We start from the raw sequence: 18,635 nt of genomic DNA on the forward strand, positions 1-18,635 counted from the left end.
ATACGCTTTCCAGACATCGCATACAGGAGATAAACGGAACACGTATTATCTATCCCGCAACGAAGGAACAGCGGAATATTTATAAGGTGTTCAAGATAGAGGAACCGGTGTAGTTATAAATTTCAGTAGGGATTTTAGGTACTATATAATACGAGGGAGCTGCAGCAATTCGTTTTGCTGCAACTCCCTTTTTTGTGTACGATTCTTAAGATCCGATTATTCTGCTTTAAAACGCAGTTTGCCATCGCTGCAGCTGACCAATACTTTTTGTCCGTGCTGGATGCGGCCTTCCAGCAACTCTTCGCTTAAGGCATCTTCTATCTGATGCTGAATCGCTCTACGCAGCGGCCGGGCCCCAAAGAGCGGATCAAATCCCGCTTTGGCTAACAGCTTCTTAGCTTCCGGTTCCAATTCGATTTTAATATTGAATTCCTGCAAGCGTTTCGCTACATCTTTGAGCATGACATCAACAATGGCTTCGATCTCTGTCTCACTCAGTTGCCGGAAAACAATGGTGTCGTCCACCCGGTTGAGAAATTCCGGACGGAAAACGCGTTTCAGTTCCTGGTTCAGGCGTTCTTTCATGGCTTCATATTCGGTGTTTTCTACCTGAGAGGAAACGACAAAACCCAGGGAAGACTGTTTGCGGATGGTCTCGGCGCCGGCATTGGAGGTCATAATCACAATGGTATTGCGGAAATTAACCGTCCGGCCCAGAGAATCTGTCAGGATGCCGTCGTCCAACAATTGCAGCAAGACATTGAATACTTCCGGATGCGCTTTTTCAATTTCATCCAAAAGCACCACACTATAGGGGTGCTGCCTGACTTTTTCCGTCAGCTGACCGCCTTCTTCGTAACCAACATAACCGGGAGGCGCTCCGATCAGGCGGGACACATTATGGCGTTCCATATACTCCGACATATCGATGCGAATCAGGGCATCCTCGCTGCCAAACATGGCTTCGGCCAGGGCTTTTGCCAATTCCGTTTTACCAACACCGGTGGGACCCAGGAAGATAAAGGATCCGATCGGGCGTTTAGGATCTTTCAATCCCGCTCTGGCGCGCCGGATGGCTCTGGCGACAGCATTGACCGCTTCCTCCTGACCAATTACTCTCTTATGCAGTTCTTTTTCCAGATTCAGCAAGCGCTGACTGTCTTCTTGAGTCAGCCGCTCTACCGGCACATTCGTCCAGGAAGAGACAATATGAGCAATATCATCCGCTGTCACTTCCGGCCGCCCGCTGCTTTGCCGCTGTTTCCAATTTTGCCGAATGTTCTCCAGTTCAGTCCGCAGTTGTGCTTCCGCATCACGCAGCGCCGCCGCTTGTTCAAAAGCCTGGTTATTGATGGCTTCTTCTTTCTCGCTGCGCAATTTATTTAATTTCTCTTCTTTTTCTTTGACATCAGGCGGCGTAGTATAACTTTGCAGACGTACTCTCGAACCGGCTTCATCAATCAGGTCGATGGCTTTATCCGGCAGGAAGCGATCAGCAATATAGCGATCTGAAAGCCGGACCGCTGCTTCGATGGCTTCTTCTGTTATTATCACGCCATGATGCGCTTCGTAACGGTCACGCAAGCCTTTGAGAATTTCAATCGATTGTTCGATGGTAGGCGGTTCCACCATGATCGGTTGAAAACGGCGCTCTAAAGCGGCATCTTTTTCAATATAGCGGCGATATTCTTTCAAAGTGGTGGCGCCGATGGTTTGCAATTCGCCGCGAGCCAATGCCGGCTTCAGGATATTGGAAGCATCGACTGCTCCCTCTGCTCCGCCTGCCCCTACCAGGGTATGCAATTCGTCGATAAACAAAATCACTTGTTTGGATGTTTTTACTTCCTCCAGCAACTTTTGCATCCGTTCTTCAAATTCACCGCGGTACTTGGTGCCGGATACTAAATTTCCCATTTCCAGAGCAACCACTCTCTTATCGCGCAGCGTTTCCGGCACTTGTCCAGCTACGATCATGCTGGCCAATCCTTCCGCAATAGCTGTTTTACCCACGCCCGGTTCGCCGATCAGCACCGGATTGTTCTTGGTACGGCGGGATAAAATCTGGATCACCCGCTCAATCTCCTTATCGCGGCCAATGACCGGATCCAGTTTATTATCGGCAGCCAGCTTATTCAGGTCGCGCCCCATCTTATCCAATAACGGAGTCGCCGCTGCCTTTCTCTGTTTTTGATTGGCAGCGGATTTCTGATTTTCCGGCGGAACATAACCGCCGTCCAGCAAAGCCAAAATCGTTTGACGCAATTCCTCTAATGATACACCCTTATCGATCAGAATCCGGGCGCCGATGCCTTCGCCTTCCCGCGCCAAGGCCAAAAGCAGATGCTCCGTACCCACATAATTACTTTTCAGACTCACCGCCTCCTGAAAGGCGATCTCGATCAGCCGTTTCACCCGCGGAGACGGCTGAATGGGAAAGCCGGATTTCTCTTCGCCGGCCGGGCTATATTCCGGCAGGGCTTCTTCAATCACTTCGGCGGTAATTTGCATGCTTTGCAAAGCACTGGCTGCAATACTGTCTGCGCTTTTGGCCAAACCCCACAACACATGCTCGGTGCCAATTACGCTATGATTCATTTGTTCGGCTAAATTTTGTGCAGCCAATAGCGCTTGATTGGCGCGTTCGGTAAATTGTAGACTATACATGGCTACTCCTCCTGTTTTTCTTCCTGTTTCATTCTTGTTTGTGCCAGCAGACGGCGCATCACTGCGGCGCGCTGAACATCCCGCTGGTCGGCTGTGAGCGCTGCTCCCGACACTTGATTCAGCCAGGCCGGTTGCAGCTGCACCATCAAGCTGTTCAATTCCTGATAGCTCAGATGCTCCAACAGATTCAGTTCCACACCCAGCCTTAAGTCAGACAACTTTTCAGCCGCTTCTTTGCCATTCAGCAGCCAGGCACTGCTCAAAATTCCCAAAGTACGGCCGATCCGGTCGCGCAGTTGCAGCGGAATTTGCGCAAAAAGCTGCAAACGGGTTTTGCGCTCTTCTTCCACCACTTGCTTGACAATCGCCTGTAAATTCGTCAGAATCTCTTCTTCGGATTGTCCCAGTGAAATTTGGTTGGAAATCTGAAAAATCTGACCGATTGCCTCGGTGCCTTCTCCATAAAATCCGCGCACGACCATCCCCAATTGATTGATACCGGTGATAAAGGAACCAATTTTTTTACTGATTACCAGTGCCGGCAGGTGCACCATTACCGAAGCGCGCAGACCGGTGCCAACATTGGTGGGACAAGCTGTGATATAGCCGAATTCCTTGCTGAAAGCAATCTCCAACTGTGCTTCCAGCAGATCGTCTATTTCGTTTGCCAGTTGCCAAGCTTGCTCCAACTGCAGACCGCTAAGCAATACCTGTAAACGAAGGTGATCTTCTTCATTGACCATAATACTGACCGCTTCATCCTGACGCAGGATCAGAGCGGTGGATTCTGGCTTTTCCGCCATGACGGGGCTCATCAGGTGCTTATCAATTAAAATCCTTTGTTGGTCGGGATTGAGATCCTGCAAACGGATCAGCTGCCAATTAGCTTTTGTCTTTTCACTGAGCAGCGGAAGCAGAGTCGTCAATTGAGCCAACAACTTGGCGGTGTCCTCCGCTGTCTGATGTCCGGGAAATGTAAACTGACTGAGATTGCGCGCCAATCGGATCCGGGTTGACAGAATGACATCCTGATCAGGACCATTCTGCATCCAGAAAGTTGCCGCCTGGGCGTAATGCTGCTCTACAGACATGGCTTATTCCTCCTTCTGCGCGGACTGAGACAATTGCTTGATCTCGTCGCGTAAGGTTGCGGCGCGTTCAAACGCTTCTTCGCTGATCGCCTGCTGCAGCTGCTGCTTCAATTCAGCCAAACGATACTGACGCTGCAAGCCTTGACCTGCCCGCAGCGGAATTTTACCTGTATGCTGATTGCTGCCGTGAATGCGTCGGAAGAGCGGCGGCAGATGCTCGCCGAAGGTAACATAGCATTGAGCGCAGCCGAAGCGCCCCTGACGTTTGAATTGATCAAAGGTCATACCGCAAAACGGGCAGGTCAGCGGATCGGCTTTTTCACCTTCTTCCGGTTTTGCTGAGGCAGTCTCCTGCATTAAACCGGAAAGTAAATGGTGCATAGAAAATTGAATGGGAAAAGCCAGATTGATACCAAACGCGCTATGCTTAGCAGCACAGGTTTCACAAAGATGAAGTTCGATTTTTTGTCCGTTGATCATTTGTGTTAAGTGAACATTAGCAGTTTTTTGTTGACATTCCTGACAAAGCATCATTCATTCCTCCTATTCATTCTCGGTAGTTAACAAGGCCAGAATCATATTGCGTAAAATGGCAGCCCTCACCTGATCGCGCAGCGGCAGCGGAATGGTCAGACTTGATTGACTCATGGCAGACTGCATAATTGCTTTTTCCCGTTCGGAAATAATCTCTTCATCGGCGAGACGGTCACAAATATGATAGGCGCTTCCCGAATCGATCATCGAGGGCAGCTGATTGAGCAGCTGCCGCGACCAATGGCTGTTTTGATCGGAATACTGTATACGGGTAATACTGACATGTCCGCCGCCGCCTCGTCTGCTTTCCACTAAGAATCCCCGTTCCGGTGTGAAGCGTGTTGTCAGTACATAATTGATTTGCGAGGGCACGCAAGAAAATTGCTCTGCCAGATTGCTGCGGACAATTTCCACAGTAGTGGAATCGGATTCCTCCACCAGGGCACGTAAGTATTGCTCAATAAGATCTGCAAGTGTCACAAGAATTCTCCCCTTTCAAAAGCAGTATACCGAAGCAGGAAACGGTTAAAATCCGGATTCCTTTTTGTTTCTGACTTTGACTATCTTTGACCTTTGACTCCAGTATAAACAATTTCAACCGGTTTGTCAAGAGCAGAAAACAAAAAACTGTATTAACAAAAGGATGGGGATCCTGTTGGTAAAACAGTTTTTATAGAACCTTTTGCTCAATGGAATGTTTCGTCTGAGTCGGCATCATCTTGCCAAAAGTCCAAGGGTTCCGGATTGCGCTTTTTCGTCTGGTTATACCAGTAACCGACCGCCGCGCCAAATAGGAAACCTCCCACATGAACCCAGTAAGCCACATTTTGCCCGGCACCGGCCATGACCTGACGTCCGCTGCTCACCTGCAGCAAAAACCAGATGCCCAGGTAAACAACTGCTGGAACATTGAAAGGGACCAAAAACAGCACAAAAAACGGAATGATCGTACGGATCTTCGCCCTGGGAAACATCATGAAATAAGCTCCCAAGACACCGGCAATGGCTCCGCTGGCTCCGATAACCGGCGTCATCGAAGCAGGTTCGGTAGCAATTTGCAGTAAATTGCCGATCAAACCGCTGCACAGATACATCAGCAAAAACCGCCAGCATCCCAGTTTATCTTCTACATTATCCCCGAAAATCCAGAGATATAAAACATTGCCTAACAAATGCCCCCAACCACCATGAATAAATTGTGCGGTAACCAGAGTAAGCCAAAACGGAATTCCGGCAAATGGCCAGTCGGAAGCTCCACTGAAATAAGCCGGCGTCATGCCGTAAACACGATCGAGCAAGATCAGATCGCGTGCACTTAAGGTAGTTGACCAAATAAAAATCAGGGTATTCACGGCAATTAAAATTAAAGTCATAACCGGCCAATGTTTGGCACGGATACTGTCCCGAACCGGAATCATCCACTCTCACCCCGCAATCCATTCCTAACCAATTCAGACAATTTGCAGAATCACATTCTTTAAATAATGGCTTTCAGGATAACCCAATTGCTGCGGATGATCCGCTCCCTGCGACCGCCATTCAACCAAACGCAGGCGGCAATGCGCGTCGACCGAAGCCTCGACCAACATCTCCTGAAACATCTCACTGCTCATATGGAAAGAACAGGAATTGGTCACCAAAAAGCCCCCCGGTTTCAGGAGTTTCATCGCCCTTAAATTGATTTCCTTGTAACCGCGATAGGCGCTTTTCAAACTGCTTTTGCTTTTGGCAAAGGCAGGAGGGTCGAGAATAATCACATCATAGAGGCGTTTCTCGTTGCTGTACTGCTTTAAGGCATCAAAAACATTCGCAACGGAGAAGTTGATTTTGTTTTCCACCCGATTCAATTTTGCATTCAGCCTCGCTTGCTCTACCGCGGCTTCGGAAATATCCAAAGCATCCACCGTCGCGGCGCCGTAGGCCGCCGCATGAATGGCAAACGCACCAGTATGACAAAAGCAATCCAGGACGATCGCATCTTTTACGAAAGGCGCCAAAGCGGCGCGGTTGGCACGCTGATCATAAAAATAACCTGTTTTCTGACCTTCCGCAATATCCACCATAAACTTCAGCTGATTTTCGGTGATCATGATTTGCGCCGGACCCGGCTCGCCGACCCATTTCTGATAGAGTTCGCAGCCTTCCAATAACCGGACGCGCGCATCATTGCGCAGAAAAATAAACTGCGGCTGAAACACCTGCTGCAAACCCTTGATCACCGCATCCAAGCGGACCTCGATGCCAAGCGTCAGACACTCCACCACCAAGGTAGTGCCAAAGCGGTCTACCACCAGCCCGGGCAGATCATCCGCCTCGGCAAAGACCAGACGGCAGTCGTTCACACCGGGAAGGAACTGATCGCGCCAGTGTTTTGCGGTCTTGAGGCGCTCCAGAATACTGGCTTCATCAAACAGTTCACCTTGCGTGTAACCGGTCACGCGGACGGTGATCAGAGAATTGTCATTGAAATATCCCATCGCCAAAAAATAACCGTTGTGGTTGACGATCTCCACGTCGCAGCCCGGTGTCAATTCGCCTTCTGTTTTTAAAATTTCATTGCCATAAACCCAGGGATGACCCTGTTCCAGGCGTTTTCTCCGATCACGCTTTAAATATACTTTTGCCAAAGTGATTCGCTCCTTAAGAGTGTTTACTCATTTTTTTGGAATTGCTGTTTTCAGCTTGTTTCCAGTATACCCTATTATAAGCATAAGGGAAAGAGTCTGTTCTCTAAATATTTACAAGACGGTAAAAGATGTCTATGGTTCTCTGATACGGTCTTGCTTACGACACAATTTCCTTTGAGTCTGCTTTCCCCCCTGGCAGGGTATTCAGACTCAAAGAAGATCCCTCTCATTCATTGACATCAATTTCCCGAATATACCAATAAAGGGCGCACTTTGCATCCTCCAGGCTCAAATTGCTATTATAAGCGATTTTTTCTTTTCCGCTGAACACTTTCCAGTGCGCGGTATTATCAGCTTTTTTCTTCTGCACGCTTGTTTCTTCTTTTAAGTACTTCCGATATTCGTGGTGGGACTCTGCTTTTTGCTTGGTCAGATAATATCCAAGAGAACGCTGATCATTTCTTTGCTATTCCTCAAGACCTTCAATTACCTTGCACAGTTGGTAAATCTTCATACCAGATACACCTCTTTCATCAATGAGTGAATGATCAGAATAAAATTGCTTTCTCAGAATAAGACGGAAGTTTCAAAAATTAATCTCCTGTCTGACTAAAAATATCAATATAATACTGTTTATTTTAGGTTCAATAAACTTAAATGGATTCGTTCTGCTCAACCGTATTTGCATCGGATAAATGATTCATATTACGACACGAATCTACATAATTCATTGGAAATTAATTCCGAAAACTTCCGTCTTATTAATAGAAAGAAAAATGCAAAGCCAAACAAATAAAAAAAAGAAATGGCAGGTGAAAGGAATGAATGAATATAAACCGGTTCCGGATATACCGGAACTAACGATTCGCGATGCGCTCCTGCTCAACGAGGCAGCCAAAGTGATTGTGCAACGCCGCGCCGCTGCTTTTGACACTGCCATGCAAGCAGAACTCTCGCCGGCAGAGTTGCAGCAAATGCAACGAAAAATCCATACCGCGCAATTACAGCAAAGCCTGCTTGCTTTAGGCAAACGGACGGCAATGGTGACAGCCGGTCTGCTTTTCGTCATCCTGCTGGGGGTCGGCGGTTATCAGCAAGTAGAAGCATTCCGTCTGATCGTCAATGATGTTTATTATCAAGTATTTCCGCAATATACGGAGTATCATTTTCAAAATGAAGACGAAGCCTTGCAAAACGCAAATGACAACTCGACGAATCCTGCCTCACAGATAGCCAGGGATCGGCGACTGGAGTTAAAATCGGGCGGCGTGCTGAGCTGGGGCGAGCTTCCGGCAGGGTATAAGTTGGATACAATCACCGATACCGTCGCTTCTGTTTCTATCATCTTTCGGAATAGTAGCGATAAGATCAGTTTCCAACTATTGCCAACATCAGCCGGCGTTGTGCTGGATACGGAAGATGCAGAAGTCAGTGATATAGAGCTTAGTGAAAGTCGCGCTCAGTTGATTTGTAAAGGCGACAGTGTCAGTTTATTGTGGCTGTTCGATCAGAAAATGTATGTGTTAGTAGCAACGAATTTAGAGAAAGAAACCCTGATCGCTTTTGCCGAATCAATTAAAATTTCATATGAATGATCAATAGAGGAATCCTATCCGGTTACTATCGGTACATATATCACTTCATTCACAGGGATGATATTGCTGGAATATAACTATAAAAAAATATATTATTAAATATTTATGAAACTTTATGTAGATTACAGCTTTTATGGAAATTTTTATTTATCTGTATCGTCTATATAGCAGAAGCCGCAAGAGAAAGAGGAAATGAATTTATTTGGAAGCAAAATGGTATGCACTATTTCTGATTAAATTCAATTGATGCTTAACAAACTTGTAAACAACAGTGCCTAAGGGAGTTGTCGGGTTCGGTGCTGGCTTGGAGTAATAATGCTGTAACAAACACGAGTGTGTCTGTTAGTTTTATCGATCCTTTTTTTCATCGGATACCGCTGAGTTTAACGTTACTTCAGGTTATGCCTTTGATAATAACACCATGAAAACCCAGCAAAGTCAAATCGTCTTTCAGGAAGTCAGTAGTGATCCATCAATACCCGTCACTCAAGTTATTTCGGATATTGACGTTTCTCAGCATCTATTGAGAATATCTGGCGCCGATTATAATCAAAATGAAACTGAAACCTCTTTTTCCGGAATTTCTGCTGTTGCAGCTGAGAACAGAAATAATCCTATTGCTGTTTCTACAGGTCATTGGATCGGTGCGTATTTTCCAATCACAGGACAGCTTGGCTAGGCATTCGATACCGGTTACAGTTTCAGGACTGTAAGCTTCTGAGTAAATACTCAGGAGATTTAATCTAAAAAGGAGTGATCATCATGAAGAAGAGAACGCTTATCATAGCTACAACCGTTATGCTCGTCTTGGCATCGGCGTTTGTTTTTCTAAATGCAAACGAAAATACTGAATATGACTGGATTGCAGCAGAAACCGCGATGGTTCGCAGTGATTTACTTACCAATCAAAAAACCATCGCCACCGTCAACGGAGTTGGGTTACCGGAACGCGAATTATCAAGAGCCGTCTTCAATATCGAAGTACTCTACAAAGTAGAGCTACAAAAATATCGCAAATTGCTGGCAGCCGGTCAAATCACGCAGGCAGATTATCAGCAAAAAGCAGATGCGCTAACCAGGCAGAAGAATGAAACCGATGTGAAAGAGAAACTGCTCGCAGAAATGATTGAAGACGAGATCTTTTATCAGGCGGCAGTCGAACGGGGATTCTCAGCCAGCGAAGCCGATGCAAAAGCCTACTATGAAAATGTTTCTTCCAAGCTGCCAGCGGAGCAAGTCGAGATTCTAAGCCAGTATGCCAAGGGTTTGGGGCTGACGTTCGAGGAATATGCCCAGGAATATATTCTGCCACGCTATCAGGTAAAACTGACCATCGGCAAGCTGTTTAGCGGGCTGTTGGAAGAGTTGAAAGCGAAATACCCCAAGGAAGCAGTTGACAATCTTTATCTGCAGAATTCAAGTGAATACAAAGAACTTGTGAGTCAACTGAAAGAGAAAGCTGTGGTTGTGCGAAACGATTAGGAGGGGCACTACATGAAAGGACATCACTCAAAGGTTTGGGCTGCTCTGCTGCTTTTTATTGCTATCTTGTTGTCCGGTTGTCAAACGATCAAATATCCGGATACGATTGCGGATATGGTCAAATTATGGGAAGGAAACAAAAACGCGTTTGATGAGTTTGCCCAGCTGATTTTGGAGAATATCCCCGACAGCCAATCAACGCTGATGCTCAGTTACAACCAACCTCCGGGTAAATGGTCCTATTTCTATGATAAAGGAATCCCCGGCAAGGCAGATTTGAAAGAGCTGACAGAACTAACGGATGCGGAAAAAATCAAAGCATTCATCGATCAATATTCTGTGTATCAGGTCATTGCCGATCAAAAGCAAGTAGAGATTCATGTTTATAAAATGTCACTGGCTGACCAGCCGGGACATGGCAGTGAATATCCACCGGAGAATATGAAGTTCGTCCGTTTTTTCACCTATGCCGTTGAGGAACGATACGCCTCAGATCAGGAAGGTTATCTGAGTGAACATTGGTTGGCTTCGCGGCCTCATGTTGATATTAAGGTTGGCGATGGGTTCACCACCTTAACGTATTCTGTGGAATCCTTACAAAAAAAAGGATATGAGTTGATTGAACCGGGCATAGAGCCAATATCCGAATTACCCTTCTTGTATCATGATAAAAAAACTTGGGAAGACACTGTTAGCACTGTAAGAAACCATCCGGCAGATTATCTTTACGAAATGGATGGCGAACATTTGCTGATCCTTTATGAAAAAGACCGACAGTTGCAAGCCACGATCTACAACTGGAAAAGCCGGACAGAAGTGCAAACCGTCATTTTGGATTTACAGGGCGGATTCATCGCTGATTATCATGTAGAACGGCTGAACGAAAATACATTCGCTTATGCGGCGGCGATGGCGGAGGAGGAAGGCGCCGAAATCCTTTCGCTGCTCAGCATAGAGCAGAACGAAATCAAAGTCACTGTCGCCGGTGTCTTACCAGTGGCGGGACAATGGACAAGAAAAGGGATAGCGATTAATGAAACACTCAGTGAAATGGCGTATATCGACGCAGCAGAAAACCGGATCGTCTGGGGGGATTGGTCTCCGGGTCAAGATTTTGTTGAACAAGGCAGTTTGGGCAGCGAAGAATTGGCTATCGATGCCTTGGGACACTTGGAGCAGCTTCAGATTTCAGCCAAACATACCCTCACCTATACCTGGGGAGGCGCCATACCGGGCACAGACAATGAGCAGCTCTCCGGCTTTGGTGTCGTCAATCTGCTCAATGGTCAAGTGGTGCACACGCAAGGTAATGCGGGAGTGAATTTAACCCCCACAAAACATGGGGTATTACTTGGCGGGGGAGATGTTCAGTATGGCAATCGGTTTTCTGGTCCCGACTACGGTGGTCCGCCCTTACCGGAACACTATGAAGGAATCAATCACTATATTACTGAGGAAAACATCCGGGCCTTTGGACATTTCGAGTTCAGCAGTGAGAATCGGCAATTTGTTCCCGGATATCATGAGCAATATATGGCCTTTCAATTGTTTGGCGAAAAATTATCCCATGTGACCAATTTCTACATCGCATGGTATGATTACCCGAAAGACAGCTGGGACAAAGATATTTGGGTCATCAAGGATACCGCAATTTTCATGGGTGCGCGCGGCCGCGATAGTACACGTCCCGATGCAACCTATACGATCAGCGATACCGGTAAAAGAATTTATGCTTTGGGATTTGGAGAGAAAGGAGAAACCGTTCTCAACATCATTGAAGTGAAATAGTAAAAATACGCCCAATGAACCTCATTCTGTCTTTTAGTATCGGATGATTGAGGTTCTTTTAGTGTAATCGTAGTAAGAGTCAAATGACAACGTGGTTACAAAAAAAGATAGAACCATACTAAAAAAAGCAGACCGGGGCTACCGTTAAGCAGCTCCGGTCTGTATTCTTACGGTCTGATTTTAGTTTACTGCTCTTCATCCTCACTCTTAAAGGCAGCGATGATGCCTTCAGCGATCATGGCAGGGATTTCCTCATAATGATCAAAACTCATTTTGAAGGATCCCCGTCCTTGCGTCATGGAGCGTAAATCGGTGGCATAGCGGAACAACTCTGCTTGCGGCGCTTGCGCGCGAACCAATTGGCGGCCGCGGCCGATCGGTTCCATGCCGAGCACCCGGCCCCGTTTTTTATTCATATCGCCGATGATGTCTCCCATGTAATCATCCGGCACGGTCACTTCAATGTTCATAATCGGTTCCAAAAGAACCGGTTTTGCCAACGCGAAACCTTTTTTAAAGCCGATATGCGTAGCCAGCTTAAAAGCCATTTCCGAAGAGTCAACAGCATGATAAGAACCATCGACCAAGGCAACCCGAATATTGACCACAGGATAACCAGCTAAAACGCCTTTGGCCATGATTTCGGTTAAACCTTTTTCAACAGCCGGGATGTACTGACGCGGAACAGAACCGCCGAAGATCTTATCAACAAATTCGTAACCGTCTTCTTTTGGCTCCATTTCCAGCCAAACATGACCGAACTGGCCTTTGCCGCCAGACTGCTTCTTATGTCGTCCTTCTACGCGCACCTTGCTGCGAATCGTCTCACGATAAGGCAGTTTGAATTCTACGATTTGCACTTCAGCGCCGAATTTTTTGGCCAGGCGGCCGATCATCACATCAAGATGCAACTCGCCCAGACCTGAAATGACAATCTGTTTGGTTTCGGTATCTTTATGCATGCTGAAGGTGGGATCTTCTTCCGCCAGACGGGCAAGGCCAATGCCGATCTTATCTTCGTCACCCTTGGTTTTCGGTTCCACAGCCACGCTGAGACAGGGTTCCGGAAAATGAATGGGATCGATAAGCAGAGGGAATTCTTTATCTCCCAGCGTTTCATTGGTTGTGGTATCCTGCAATTTTGCGATGGAGCCGATATCACCGGCGACCAACTCCATGACATTTTCCTGGCGTTTGCCTTTGGGAACAAAGAGGTTGCTGATCCGCTCATTGCGCCCTTTATTGACATTCCAAACATTGGAATCCGTTCTGATCGTACCGGAAAGAACCTTGAAAATTGTCAGTTTGCCAACAAAGGGATCAGCCATCGTCTTAAAAACATGCACCGCCAAATGGCCGGCGGGATCCGCAGTCAATTCCACTTCCTGTTTGGTTTCGGCATGATGCGCTATGACCTTCGGCATATCGGTCGGAGCCGGCAAATACTCCACAATAAAGTCCATGATGGGTGCGGCGCCGATGTTTTTCGCGCCGGAAGAGCAAGCGACCGGTATAAATTTATCTGTAATGATACCTGTTTTGATTGCGTTCTTGAGTTGCTCCTCCGCAATTTCCGCACCGTCCAAATACATCATCATTAATTCATCGTCAGCTTCCACCGCTGATTCGATTAACAGGTCGCGATAGCGTTCCACTTCGTCCGCCATACCGGCAGGGATTTCTTCTTCTTTGCAATTTTTCCCGCCGGCATCGGTATAACGATAGGCTTTTTTGGTGATCAGGTTGACGATGCCGCTGAAGTTCGCCTGGGAACCAATCGGGATTAATACAGGAGCCACTCTGGTGCCAAATGCGCTGCGCAGACTTTCAAATGCTTTTTCATAGTTCGCATTTTCTCTGTCCATACGATTGACCACAACCATCCGCGGTAGATGGCGATCCTCGGCATGTTCCCATACAATCTCTGTGCCCACTTCAACACCGGAAACTGCATCTACTAAAATAACGGCGGTATCCACCACATGCATGGCGGCAACGACCTCGCCGATAAAGTCTAAATATCCAGGCGTATCCAGCAAATTGATTTTATAATTCTTCCATTCAATGGGAACAATGGAAGTATTGATGGTCATTTGACGCTTGATTTCTTCCGCTTCAAAGTCCATAAAGCTGGAACCATCGGTGGTTTTCCCCATCCGATCTGTCACACCTGCTGTATAGAGCATTGCCTCCGCTAAAGTTGTCTTGCCTGCACCACCATGGGAAAAAAGTCCTATGTTACGAATTTTGTCTGCAGAATAATTTTTCACGCATGTTCCTCCTCGCTTGCTTTACGGATCTTGTCTCTGATATACGGCACTTTTACTCGTATTGGTATGTTATTCGAGCAGCAAATACATTTGTCCTTCTGTTACAGATAATATGAATCCGCTTATTTTAGCCCGATCGCTTTCTATAAGGTTATTTATATTTGATTATGCAGGCAGGACAATACCGTAAAAAAACCGAATCTGTCTGATAGCAATGAGCAAAGCACGCCTTGCTCATTGCGCAAATAAAAAATGAGGTGACGGAACATGAACCTGATTACCATCGACAATTGCGGTCTCGCTTGCCCGCAACCGGTGATCAACACAAAAAAAGCATTGGACAGCCTCTCAGCCGGACAAAGTTTGATCAGCATTGTTGACAATGCTGCTGCCAAAGAAAATGTCACCCGGTTTGCTATAAACAACGGCTGTACAGTCAATGTGGAAGAAAAAAACGGCATCTATTCTCTGACTCTGACCAAGAGCAAAAGCATGCCGGCTGCAGCAGCCCCTCCGGCAGAAATCCCCAGTACCGGCGGCAAAGTGATTTTTGTGCGCAGCAATCGGCTGGGAACGGGCAGCGATGAGCTTGGCAGCCTCTTGATCAAATCTTTTTTCTATGCGGTCAGTCAAACAGCGGACTACTTGCCGGCAAAAATCGTTCTGATCAACAGCGGCGTAAAACTAGCGGTCACAGATTCACCCGTATTGCAAGATCTGCAAGCCTTGGCGGCAGCCGGTGTGGAAGTGTTGGCCTGCGGTACCTGTCTTGATTTTTACGGACTCAAAGATCAGCTTGCTGTCGGGCAGATCTCCAATATGTACAGCATCTATGAAGTCCTGGCCGGCCATGCTGTGCTCACCCTCTAAGCCGCTTCATAAAAATGAAAAGAAAGAGAACGAAAATGCAGTCATTCATGTCAATTTTAGCTCCGCTGGCTTTGGGATATTATCTCGGTTTACAGGCTTTGTCTTGTTGGAAAGGGCTCCTGCCCGGCAACACCAGAATCATTTACTGGCTGATTTACTGGTCTCTGACACTGTTGCCCTGGCTGCTGCAAACTTTTGGCGGCACGGTCTCCAGCGAGCTCGCCGAATACGGCAGCCGTCTCGCTTTCACTCAGCTGATTTTCTATGCTGCCCTGTTTTGCTTCAGCTTATTGTTGAAGTTACTGCGTCTCATTCTTGTCAATGGACTTGGTTTGAGCGGGCTTGCCCACGCTACTTTCTTACCCTTCTGGCCATTTTTGGTCATTGCGCTCTCTCTGGCTGTCTGCTTCTTTGGCTACAACACAGCCAGAACCTATGCAGTCACACCCTATCAGATCAGCTTAACAGGCACGGCGGCGGCTGAGTATAAAATCGCCGCCATCTCCGATCTGCATCTGGGCAGCGTCCATCAACGAGCCGATTTAAAAAAGATGATTGCTGCCGTCAATGCGCTGGATGCCGACCTCGTTTTAATTCTGGGGGATATTCTGCACGATGATTACGCTCCCTTTCGGGATCACCAAATGGCAGAAGAGTTTCGGAATTTAACCGCTCCTTATGGTGTGTACGCTGTTCTCGGTAATCACGACGCCTACGCCAATCGCGAGACAGAATTAATGGCCGAATTGACAGCGGCCGGTATCACGATGCTGCAGGATCAAGCGCTGGTGATTGACGATCATTTTGTTTTGGCCGGACGCAAGGATCGCGCCGGCATGCGCAGCAGAACAACCAGTGCACGCGCCGCCTTACCGGAACTGCTGCAGGACCTGCCCGTCGATTTACCCGTCGTTCTGATGGATCATCAGCCGCGCGATCTGCAGGCAATTGCCGCGGACCAAGAAGTTGATCTGCAGCTCAGCGGCCACACCCATGCAGGTCAATTCTGGCCGGTAACCTGGGTTACCGACCACATTTATGAACTGAATTACGGTTACCGGCAGATCGCCGCAACGCAATTTATTGTCACAAGCGGCATCGGCACTTGGGGACCGGCGTTTCGCCTGGGAAGCGTCAGCGAAATTGCCTTAATCACCTTGACCATCACAGCAAAATAGTACATCAATTCAATCAGCACATTCGGTTCTCATTTCCGGATCATGCATTTTGGGGGGCGAAGGAACTTCGCTCCCCTTTCGCGAATTGTGCCCCTGAGATCGCAGGATGACGGTTTCATGCATTCTGCCCGGTCAATCCGAAAACGGCACTGCTCTTATTATAAGATCATGCCAATCCGAAGAAGGAGGTCTGCTTTTTGAAAGCGATTGTCAACGGAACACTCTATACTATGGTCAACGGTATCATCGAAAACGGTACGATTCTGATCGACGCAGGCAAAATTATCGCCATTGGTAAAAACATTACCCTGCCGGAAGGTAGCGAAATCATCTCAGCCAAAGGTTGCACGGTTCTGCCTGGCCTGATCGATGCCGACTGCAAAGTGGGTATTTTTGAAGAAGGTCAGGGCCCCATTGGAAATGATACCAACGAACCTGTTTCCTTGGGAGCCGAATTCCGTGCTTCCGATGCTACCTGGTGGGAAGATGTGGCTTTTGATGATTGCCGCAAAGCCGGAATTACCGCTTTGTCCATCGGTCCCGGCAGCGCTAACCTGATCAACGGTCAGAGCTTTGTCACCAAGACAGCGCCGGGTGTGATCGATCATCAGATTGTGCGCGCCTTTGCCGGTTTAAAAATCAATATCTGCGGCACCAAAAGTAATCAGCATGACCGCACCATGGATATCGCCTCTCTGCAGGCTCAATTGCAAAAAGCCAAAGAATTGGCCGCCAAGAATCAAAAGCAAATCGAAAAGGGAGAGGCTCCGGAAGAAAATTTGAAACTGGATCCTCTGATTGCCTTGCTCAATGGCAGCAACTTTGCCCGCATCAATGTATTTGCCAACCACGACATTTTCAACGCGCTCGAACTGGCCAAGGTCTGGGGTTTCCCTCTGGTTTTAGAACGCTGCTACGAAGGTCATCTTGCACTGGAAGAAATCGTCGCCTCCGGCTGCAGTGTGATTGCCGGCCCCACATTCATCAACCGGGTGGGCAGCGCAAAGAACTTGTCCCTCAAGATGCCGGGCGTTCTGGCCAAAGCCGGTGTCAAAGTCGCTCTCTGCAGTGATCATCCCACCCTGCCCAGTGAAAATTTGGCCACACAGGCGGCGCTTTGCTGCCGGGATGGCATGCCGGAAGAATTGGCGCTGCAAGCCATCACCTCGGTGGCTGCCGAAATCTTAGGCGTAGCCGAGCGAATCGGCTCTCTGGCAGTCGGTAAAGATGCCGATCTCGCCATTTTCAGCGGACATCCTTTCAAAACCGCAACGCAGTGTCTGGCTACGCTGATCAACGGTGAATTTGTTTACCAGGCAGAAAAAGGCGGTGCATGTTCATGCTAGCAATTACCAATGCGACTCTGGTTACGATTTCCGGTCCGATCATAAAAAAGGGAACGATCATCCTCGACGGCGGTAAAATCGTCGCAGTGGGAAAAGACCTGACGATTCCGTCTGAAGCAGAAGTCATCGACGCGGAAGGCAAATATGTCATGCCGGGTCTTGTGGAAGCGCACTGCCATATCGGTGTGATGGATTTCGATCGCAATGACGATGACAATCAGTTTGATGCGGACGGTGCGCCCAATGGCAGCGCCGGTTTCGGTCCGGCCGTTACACCGGAATTAATGAGTTATTATAGCTTCAACCCGCGTCATGTACAGGTGAAGCAGTCTCTGGCAGCCGGTGTCACAACCATGCTGACCCGTCCGGGTTCCGGTAAGATCATCTCCGGCATGGGTATGGTGGTAAAAACCTACGGCAAAAACCGCAAAGAAATGGTTCTGCTCAATCCGGCAGAGGTCAAGATGGCGTTGGGTGAAAATCCCAAGCATAACTTTGGCTCCCGCAATCAGTCTCCTTCCACCCGTATGGGCAGCGGCGCCCTGCTGCGTGATGCGTTCATCAAAGCGAAAGCGTATATGGCCAAACGGGAAAAAGATCCCGAAACTCCGCTCAATTTCCAAATGGAACCTCTGGTCAAATTGCTGAAAGGCGAATTGGTGGCGCATGTGCATGCTCATCGCGCCGATGATATCATGATGGCCCTGCGCGCTTCCGATGAGTTCGGTTTCAAATTAACCATTGAACATGCTTCCGAGGCACATCTGCTGCTGGATGAACTGAAAAAGCGCAACGTCCCCTGCATCCTCGGTCCCTCCATGGCTCGCACGAAAGTCGAAACCGCCCGCAAGGATTTTGCTTCTGCCGGCATTTTGGAACGAGCCGGGATCAAAGTCTGCATTACCACCGATGCCGGTGTGGTGCCGCAGGAATATTTACGCACCTGCGTCTGCCTCTGCCACCGTGCCGGCATGAGCGAAGCGGGTGCACTGCGTGCCATGACACTGACCTCCGCCGAAATCATTGGTGTAGCCGACCGTCTCGGTTCTCTGGATGTCGGTAAAGACGCCGACGTTTTGGTGCTGAACGGCCATCCTCTGGAATTGATGTCGCAGGTTGAACAGGTTTATGTCAATGGCAGACTCGCTTTTGACATTGATCGGGATAAAGAAGCTTGGGAGATGGCTTAA

At 48.0% G+C, this 18,635-nt stretch carries 16 protein-coding genes; 8 read left to right on the forward strand and 8 right to left on the reverse strand.

The window, feature by feature from the left end; genetic code table 11:
- Positions 1-216 precede the first annotated feature (216 nt).
- The 7 genes from LLG09_03850 to LLG09_03880 all read right to left on the reverse strand — a co-directional run bounded on the left by LLG09_03850 (position 217) and on the right by LLG09_03880 (position 7,286).
- The gene (locus LLG09_03850) at positions 217-2,664 is read right to left on the reverse strand and encodes an ATP-dependent Clp protease ATP-binding subunit (GenBank protein MCE5196245.1); all 2,448 of its coding nucleotides are present in this window, start codon (positions 2,662-2,664) and stop codon (positions 217-219) included.
- A 2-nt stretch (positions 2,665-2,666) separates the two neighbouring features.
- Positions 2,667-3,755, reverse strand: coding sequence for a protein arginine kinase (locus tag LLG09_03855; protein ID MCE5196246.1), 1,089 nt, complete (start codon positions 3,753-3,755; stop codon positions 2,667-2,669).
- Between the two features lie 3 nt (positions 3,756-3,758).
- On the reverse strand, positions 3,759-4,286 hold the full coding sequence (locus LLG09_03860; protein ID MCE5196247.1) for a UvrB/UvrC motif-containing protein: 528 nt from the start codon (positions 4,284-4,286) through the stop codon (positions 3,759-3,761).
- 12 nt (positions 4,287-4,298) lie between these two features.
- Positions 4,299-4,769, reverse strand: coding sequence for a CtsR family transcriptional regulator (locus LLG09_03865; GenBank protein MCE5196248.1), 471 nt, complete (start codon positions 4,767-4,769; stop codon positions 4,299-4,301).
- Positions 4,770-4,975: 206 nt separating this feature from the next.
- Positions 4,976-5,707 carry a rhomboid family intramembrane serine protease gene (locus LLG09_03870; GenBank protein ID MCE5196249.1) on the reverse strand — a complete coding sequence of 244 codons (732 nt, stop codon included), beginning with the start codon at positions 5,705-5,707 and terminating at the stop codon, positions 4,976-4,978.
- Between the two features lie 33 nt (positions 5,708-5,740).
- Entirely contained in the window at positions 5,741-6,916 is a 1,176-nt protein-coding gene (locus tag LLG09_03875) for a class I SAM-dependent rRNA methyltransferase (protein ID MCE5196250.1), read from the reverse strand.
- A gap of 226 nt (positions 6,917-7,142) precedes the next feature.
- Complete coding sequence (locus LLG09_03880) at positions 7,143-7,286, reverse strand: hypothetical protein (GenBank protein MCE5196251.1); 144 nt, start codon at positions 7,284-7,286, stop codon at positions 7,143-7,145.
- 451 nt (positions 7,287-7,737) lie between these two features.
- On the opposite strand from LLG09_03880, the gene LLG09_03885 reads away from it, so the two are divergent.
- The 4 genes from LLG09_03885 (at position 7,738) to LLG09_03900 (ending at position 11,781) form a co-directional block, all read left to right on the forward strand.
- A complete protein-coding gene (locus LLG09_03885) occupies positions 7,738-8,511 on the forward strand; it encodes a DUF4367 domain-containing protein (GenBank protein ID MCE5196252.1) in 774 nt (257 codons plus the stop codon).
- A 421-nt stretch (positions 8,512-8,932) separates the two neighbouring features.
- The gene (locus LLG09_03890; GenBank protein ID MCE5196253.1) at positions 8,933-9,190 is read left to right on the forward strand and encodes a hypothetical protein; all 258 of its coding nucleotides are present in this window, start codon (positions 8,933-8,935) and stop codon (positions 9,188-9,190) included.
- 83 nt (positions 9,191-9,273) lie between these two features.
- Entirely contained in the window at positions 9,274-9,993 is a 720-nt protein-coding gene (locus tag LLG09_03895; protein ID MCE5196254.1) for a hypothetical protein, read from the forward strand.
- Positions 9,994-10,005: 12 nt separating this feature from the next.
- Entirely contained in the window at positions 10,006-11,781 is a 1,776-nt protein-coding gene (locus LLG09_03900; GenBank protein MCE5196255.1) for a hypothetical protein, read from the forward strand.
- 185 nt (positions 11,782-11,966) lie between these two features.
- On the opposite strand, the gene fusA is transcribed toward LLG09_03900, so the two are convergent.
- Complete coding sequence (fusA, locus tag LLG09_03905) at positions 11,967-14,051, reverse strand: elongation factor G (GenBank protein ID MCE5196256.1); 2,085 nt, start codon at positions 14,049-14,051, stop codon at positions 11,967-11,969.
- A 267-nt stretch (positions 14,052-14,318) separates the two neighbouring features.
- Here fusA and yedF point away from each other — a divergent pair, with 267 nt between their 5' ends.
- The 4 genes from yedF (at position 14,319) to LLG09_03925 (ending at position 18,635) form a co-directional block, all read left to right on the forward strand.
- A complete protein-coding gene (gene yedF, locus LLG09_03910) occupies positions 14,319-14,921 on the forward strand; it encodes a sulfurtransferase-like selenium metabolism protein YedF (GenBank protein ID MCE5196257.1) in 603 nt (200 codons plus the stop codon).
- Between the two features lie 47 nt (positions 14,922-14,968).
- Positions 14,969-16,099 (forward strand): metallophosphoesterase, encoded by a 1,131-nt coding sequence (locus tag LLG09_03915; GenBank protein MCE5196258.1) that lies wholly within the window; start codon positions 14,969-14,971, stop codon positions 16,097-16,099.
- A 197-nt stretch (positions 16,100-16,296) separates the two neighbouring features.
- Positions 16,297-17,445 carry an amidohydrolase family protein gene (locus LLG09_03920; protein ID MCE5196259.1) on the forward strand — a complete coding sequence of 383 codons (1,149 nt, stop codon included), beginning with the start codon at positions 16,297-16,299 and terminating at the stop codon, positions 17,443-17,445.
- Positions 17,433-18,635, forward strand: a complete 1,203-nt coding sequence (locus tag LLG09_03925) for an amidohydrolase (GenBank protein ID MCE5196260.1) — start codon at positions 17,433-17,435, stop codon at positions 18,633-18,635. Before LLG09_03920 ends, LLG09_03925 begins: the two co-directional genes overlap by 13 nt.

The organism is Negativicutes bacterium (assembly GCA_021372785.1).
Taxonomy (GTDB): domain Bacteria; phylum Bacillota; class JAAYKD01; order JAAYKD01; family JAAYKD01; genus JAJFTT01.

Coding starts and splice junctions, on each gene's coding strand:
- LLG09_03850 (MCE5196245.1), bottom strand. CDS start 2,664: ATGTATAGTCTACAATTTACCGAACGCGCCAATCAAGCGCTATTGGCT.
- LLG09_03855 (MCE5196246.1), bottom strand. CDS start 3,755: ATGTCTGTAGAGCAGCATTACGCCCAGGCGGCAACTTTCTGGATGCAG.
- LLG09_03860 (MCE5196247.1), bottom strand. CDS start 4,286: ATGCTTTGTCAGGAATGTCAACAAAAAACTGCTAATGTTCACTTAACA.
- LLG09_03870 (MCE5196249.1), bottom strand. CDS start 5,707: ATGATTCCGGTTCGGGACAGTATCCGTGCCAAACATTGGCCGGTTATG.
- LLG09_03885 (MCE5196252.1), top strand. CDS start 7,738: ATGAATGAATATAAACCGGTTCCGGATATACCGGAACTAACGATTCGC.
- LLG09_03890 (MCE5196253.1), top strand. CDS start 8,933: ATGAAAACCCAGCAAAGTCAAATCGTCTTTCAGGAAGTCAGTAGTGAT.
- LLG09_03895 (MCE5196254.1), top strand. CDS start 9,274: ATGAAGAAGAGAACGCTTATCATAGCTACAACCGTTATGCTCGTCTTG.
- LLG09_03900 (MCE5196255.1), top strand. CDS start 10,006: ATGAAAGGACATCACTCAAAGGTTTGGGCTGCTCTGCTGCTTTTTATT.
- yedF (MCE5196257.1), top strand. CDS start 14,319: ATGAACCTGATTACCATCGACAATTGCGGTCTCGCTTGCCCGCAACCG.
- LLG09_03915 (MCE5196258.1), top strand. CDS start 14,969: ATGTCAATTTTAGCTCCGCTGGCTTTGGGATATTATCTCGGTTTACAG.
- LLG09_03925 (MCE5196260.1), top strand. CDS start 17,433: ATGTTCATGCTAGCAATTACCAATGCGACTCTGGTTACGATTTCCGGT.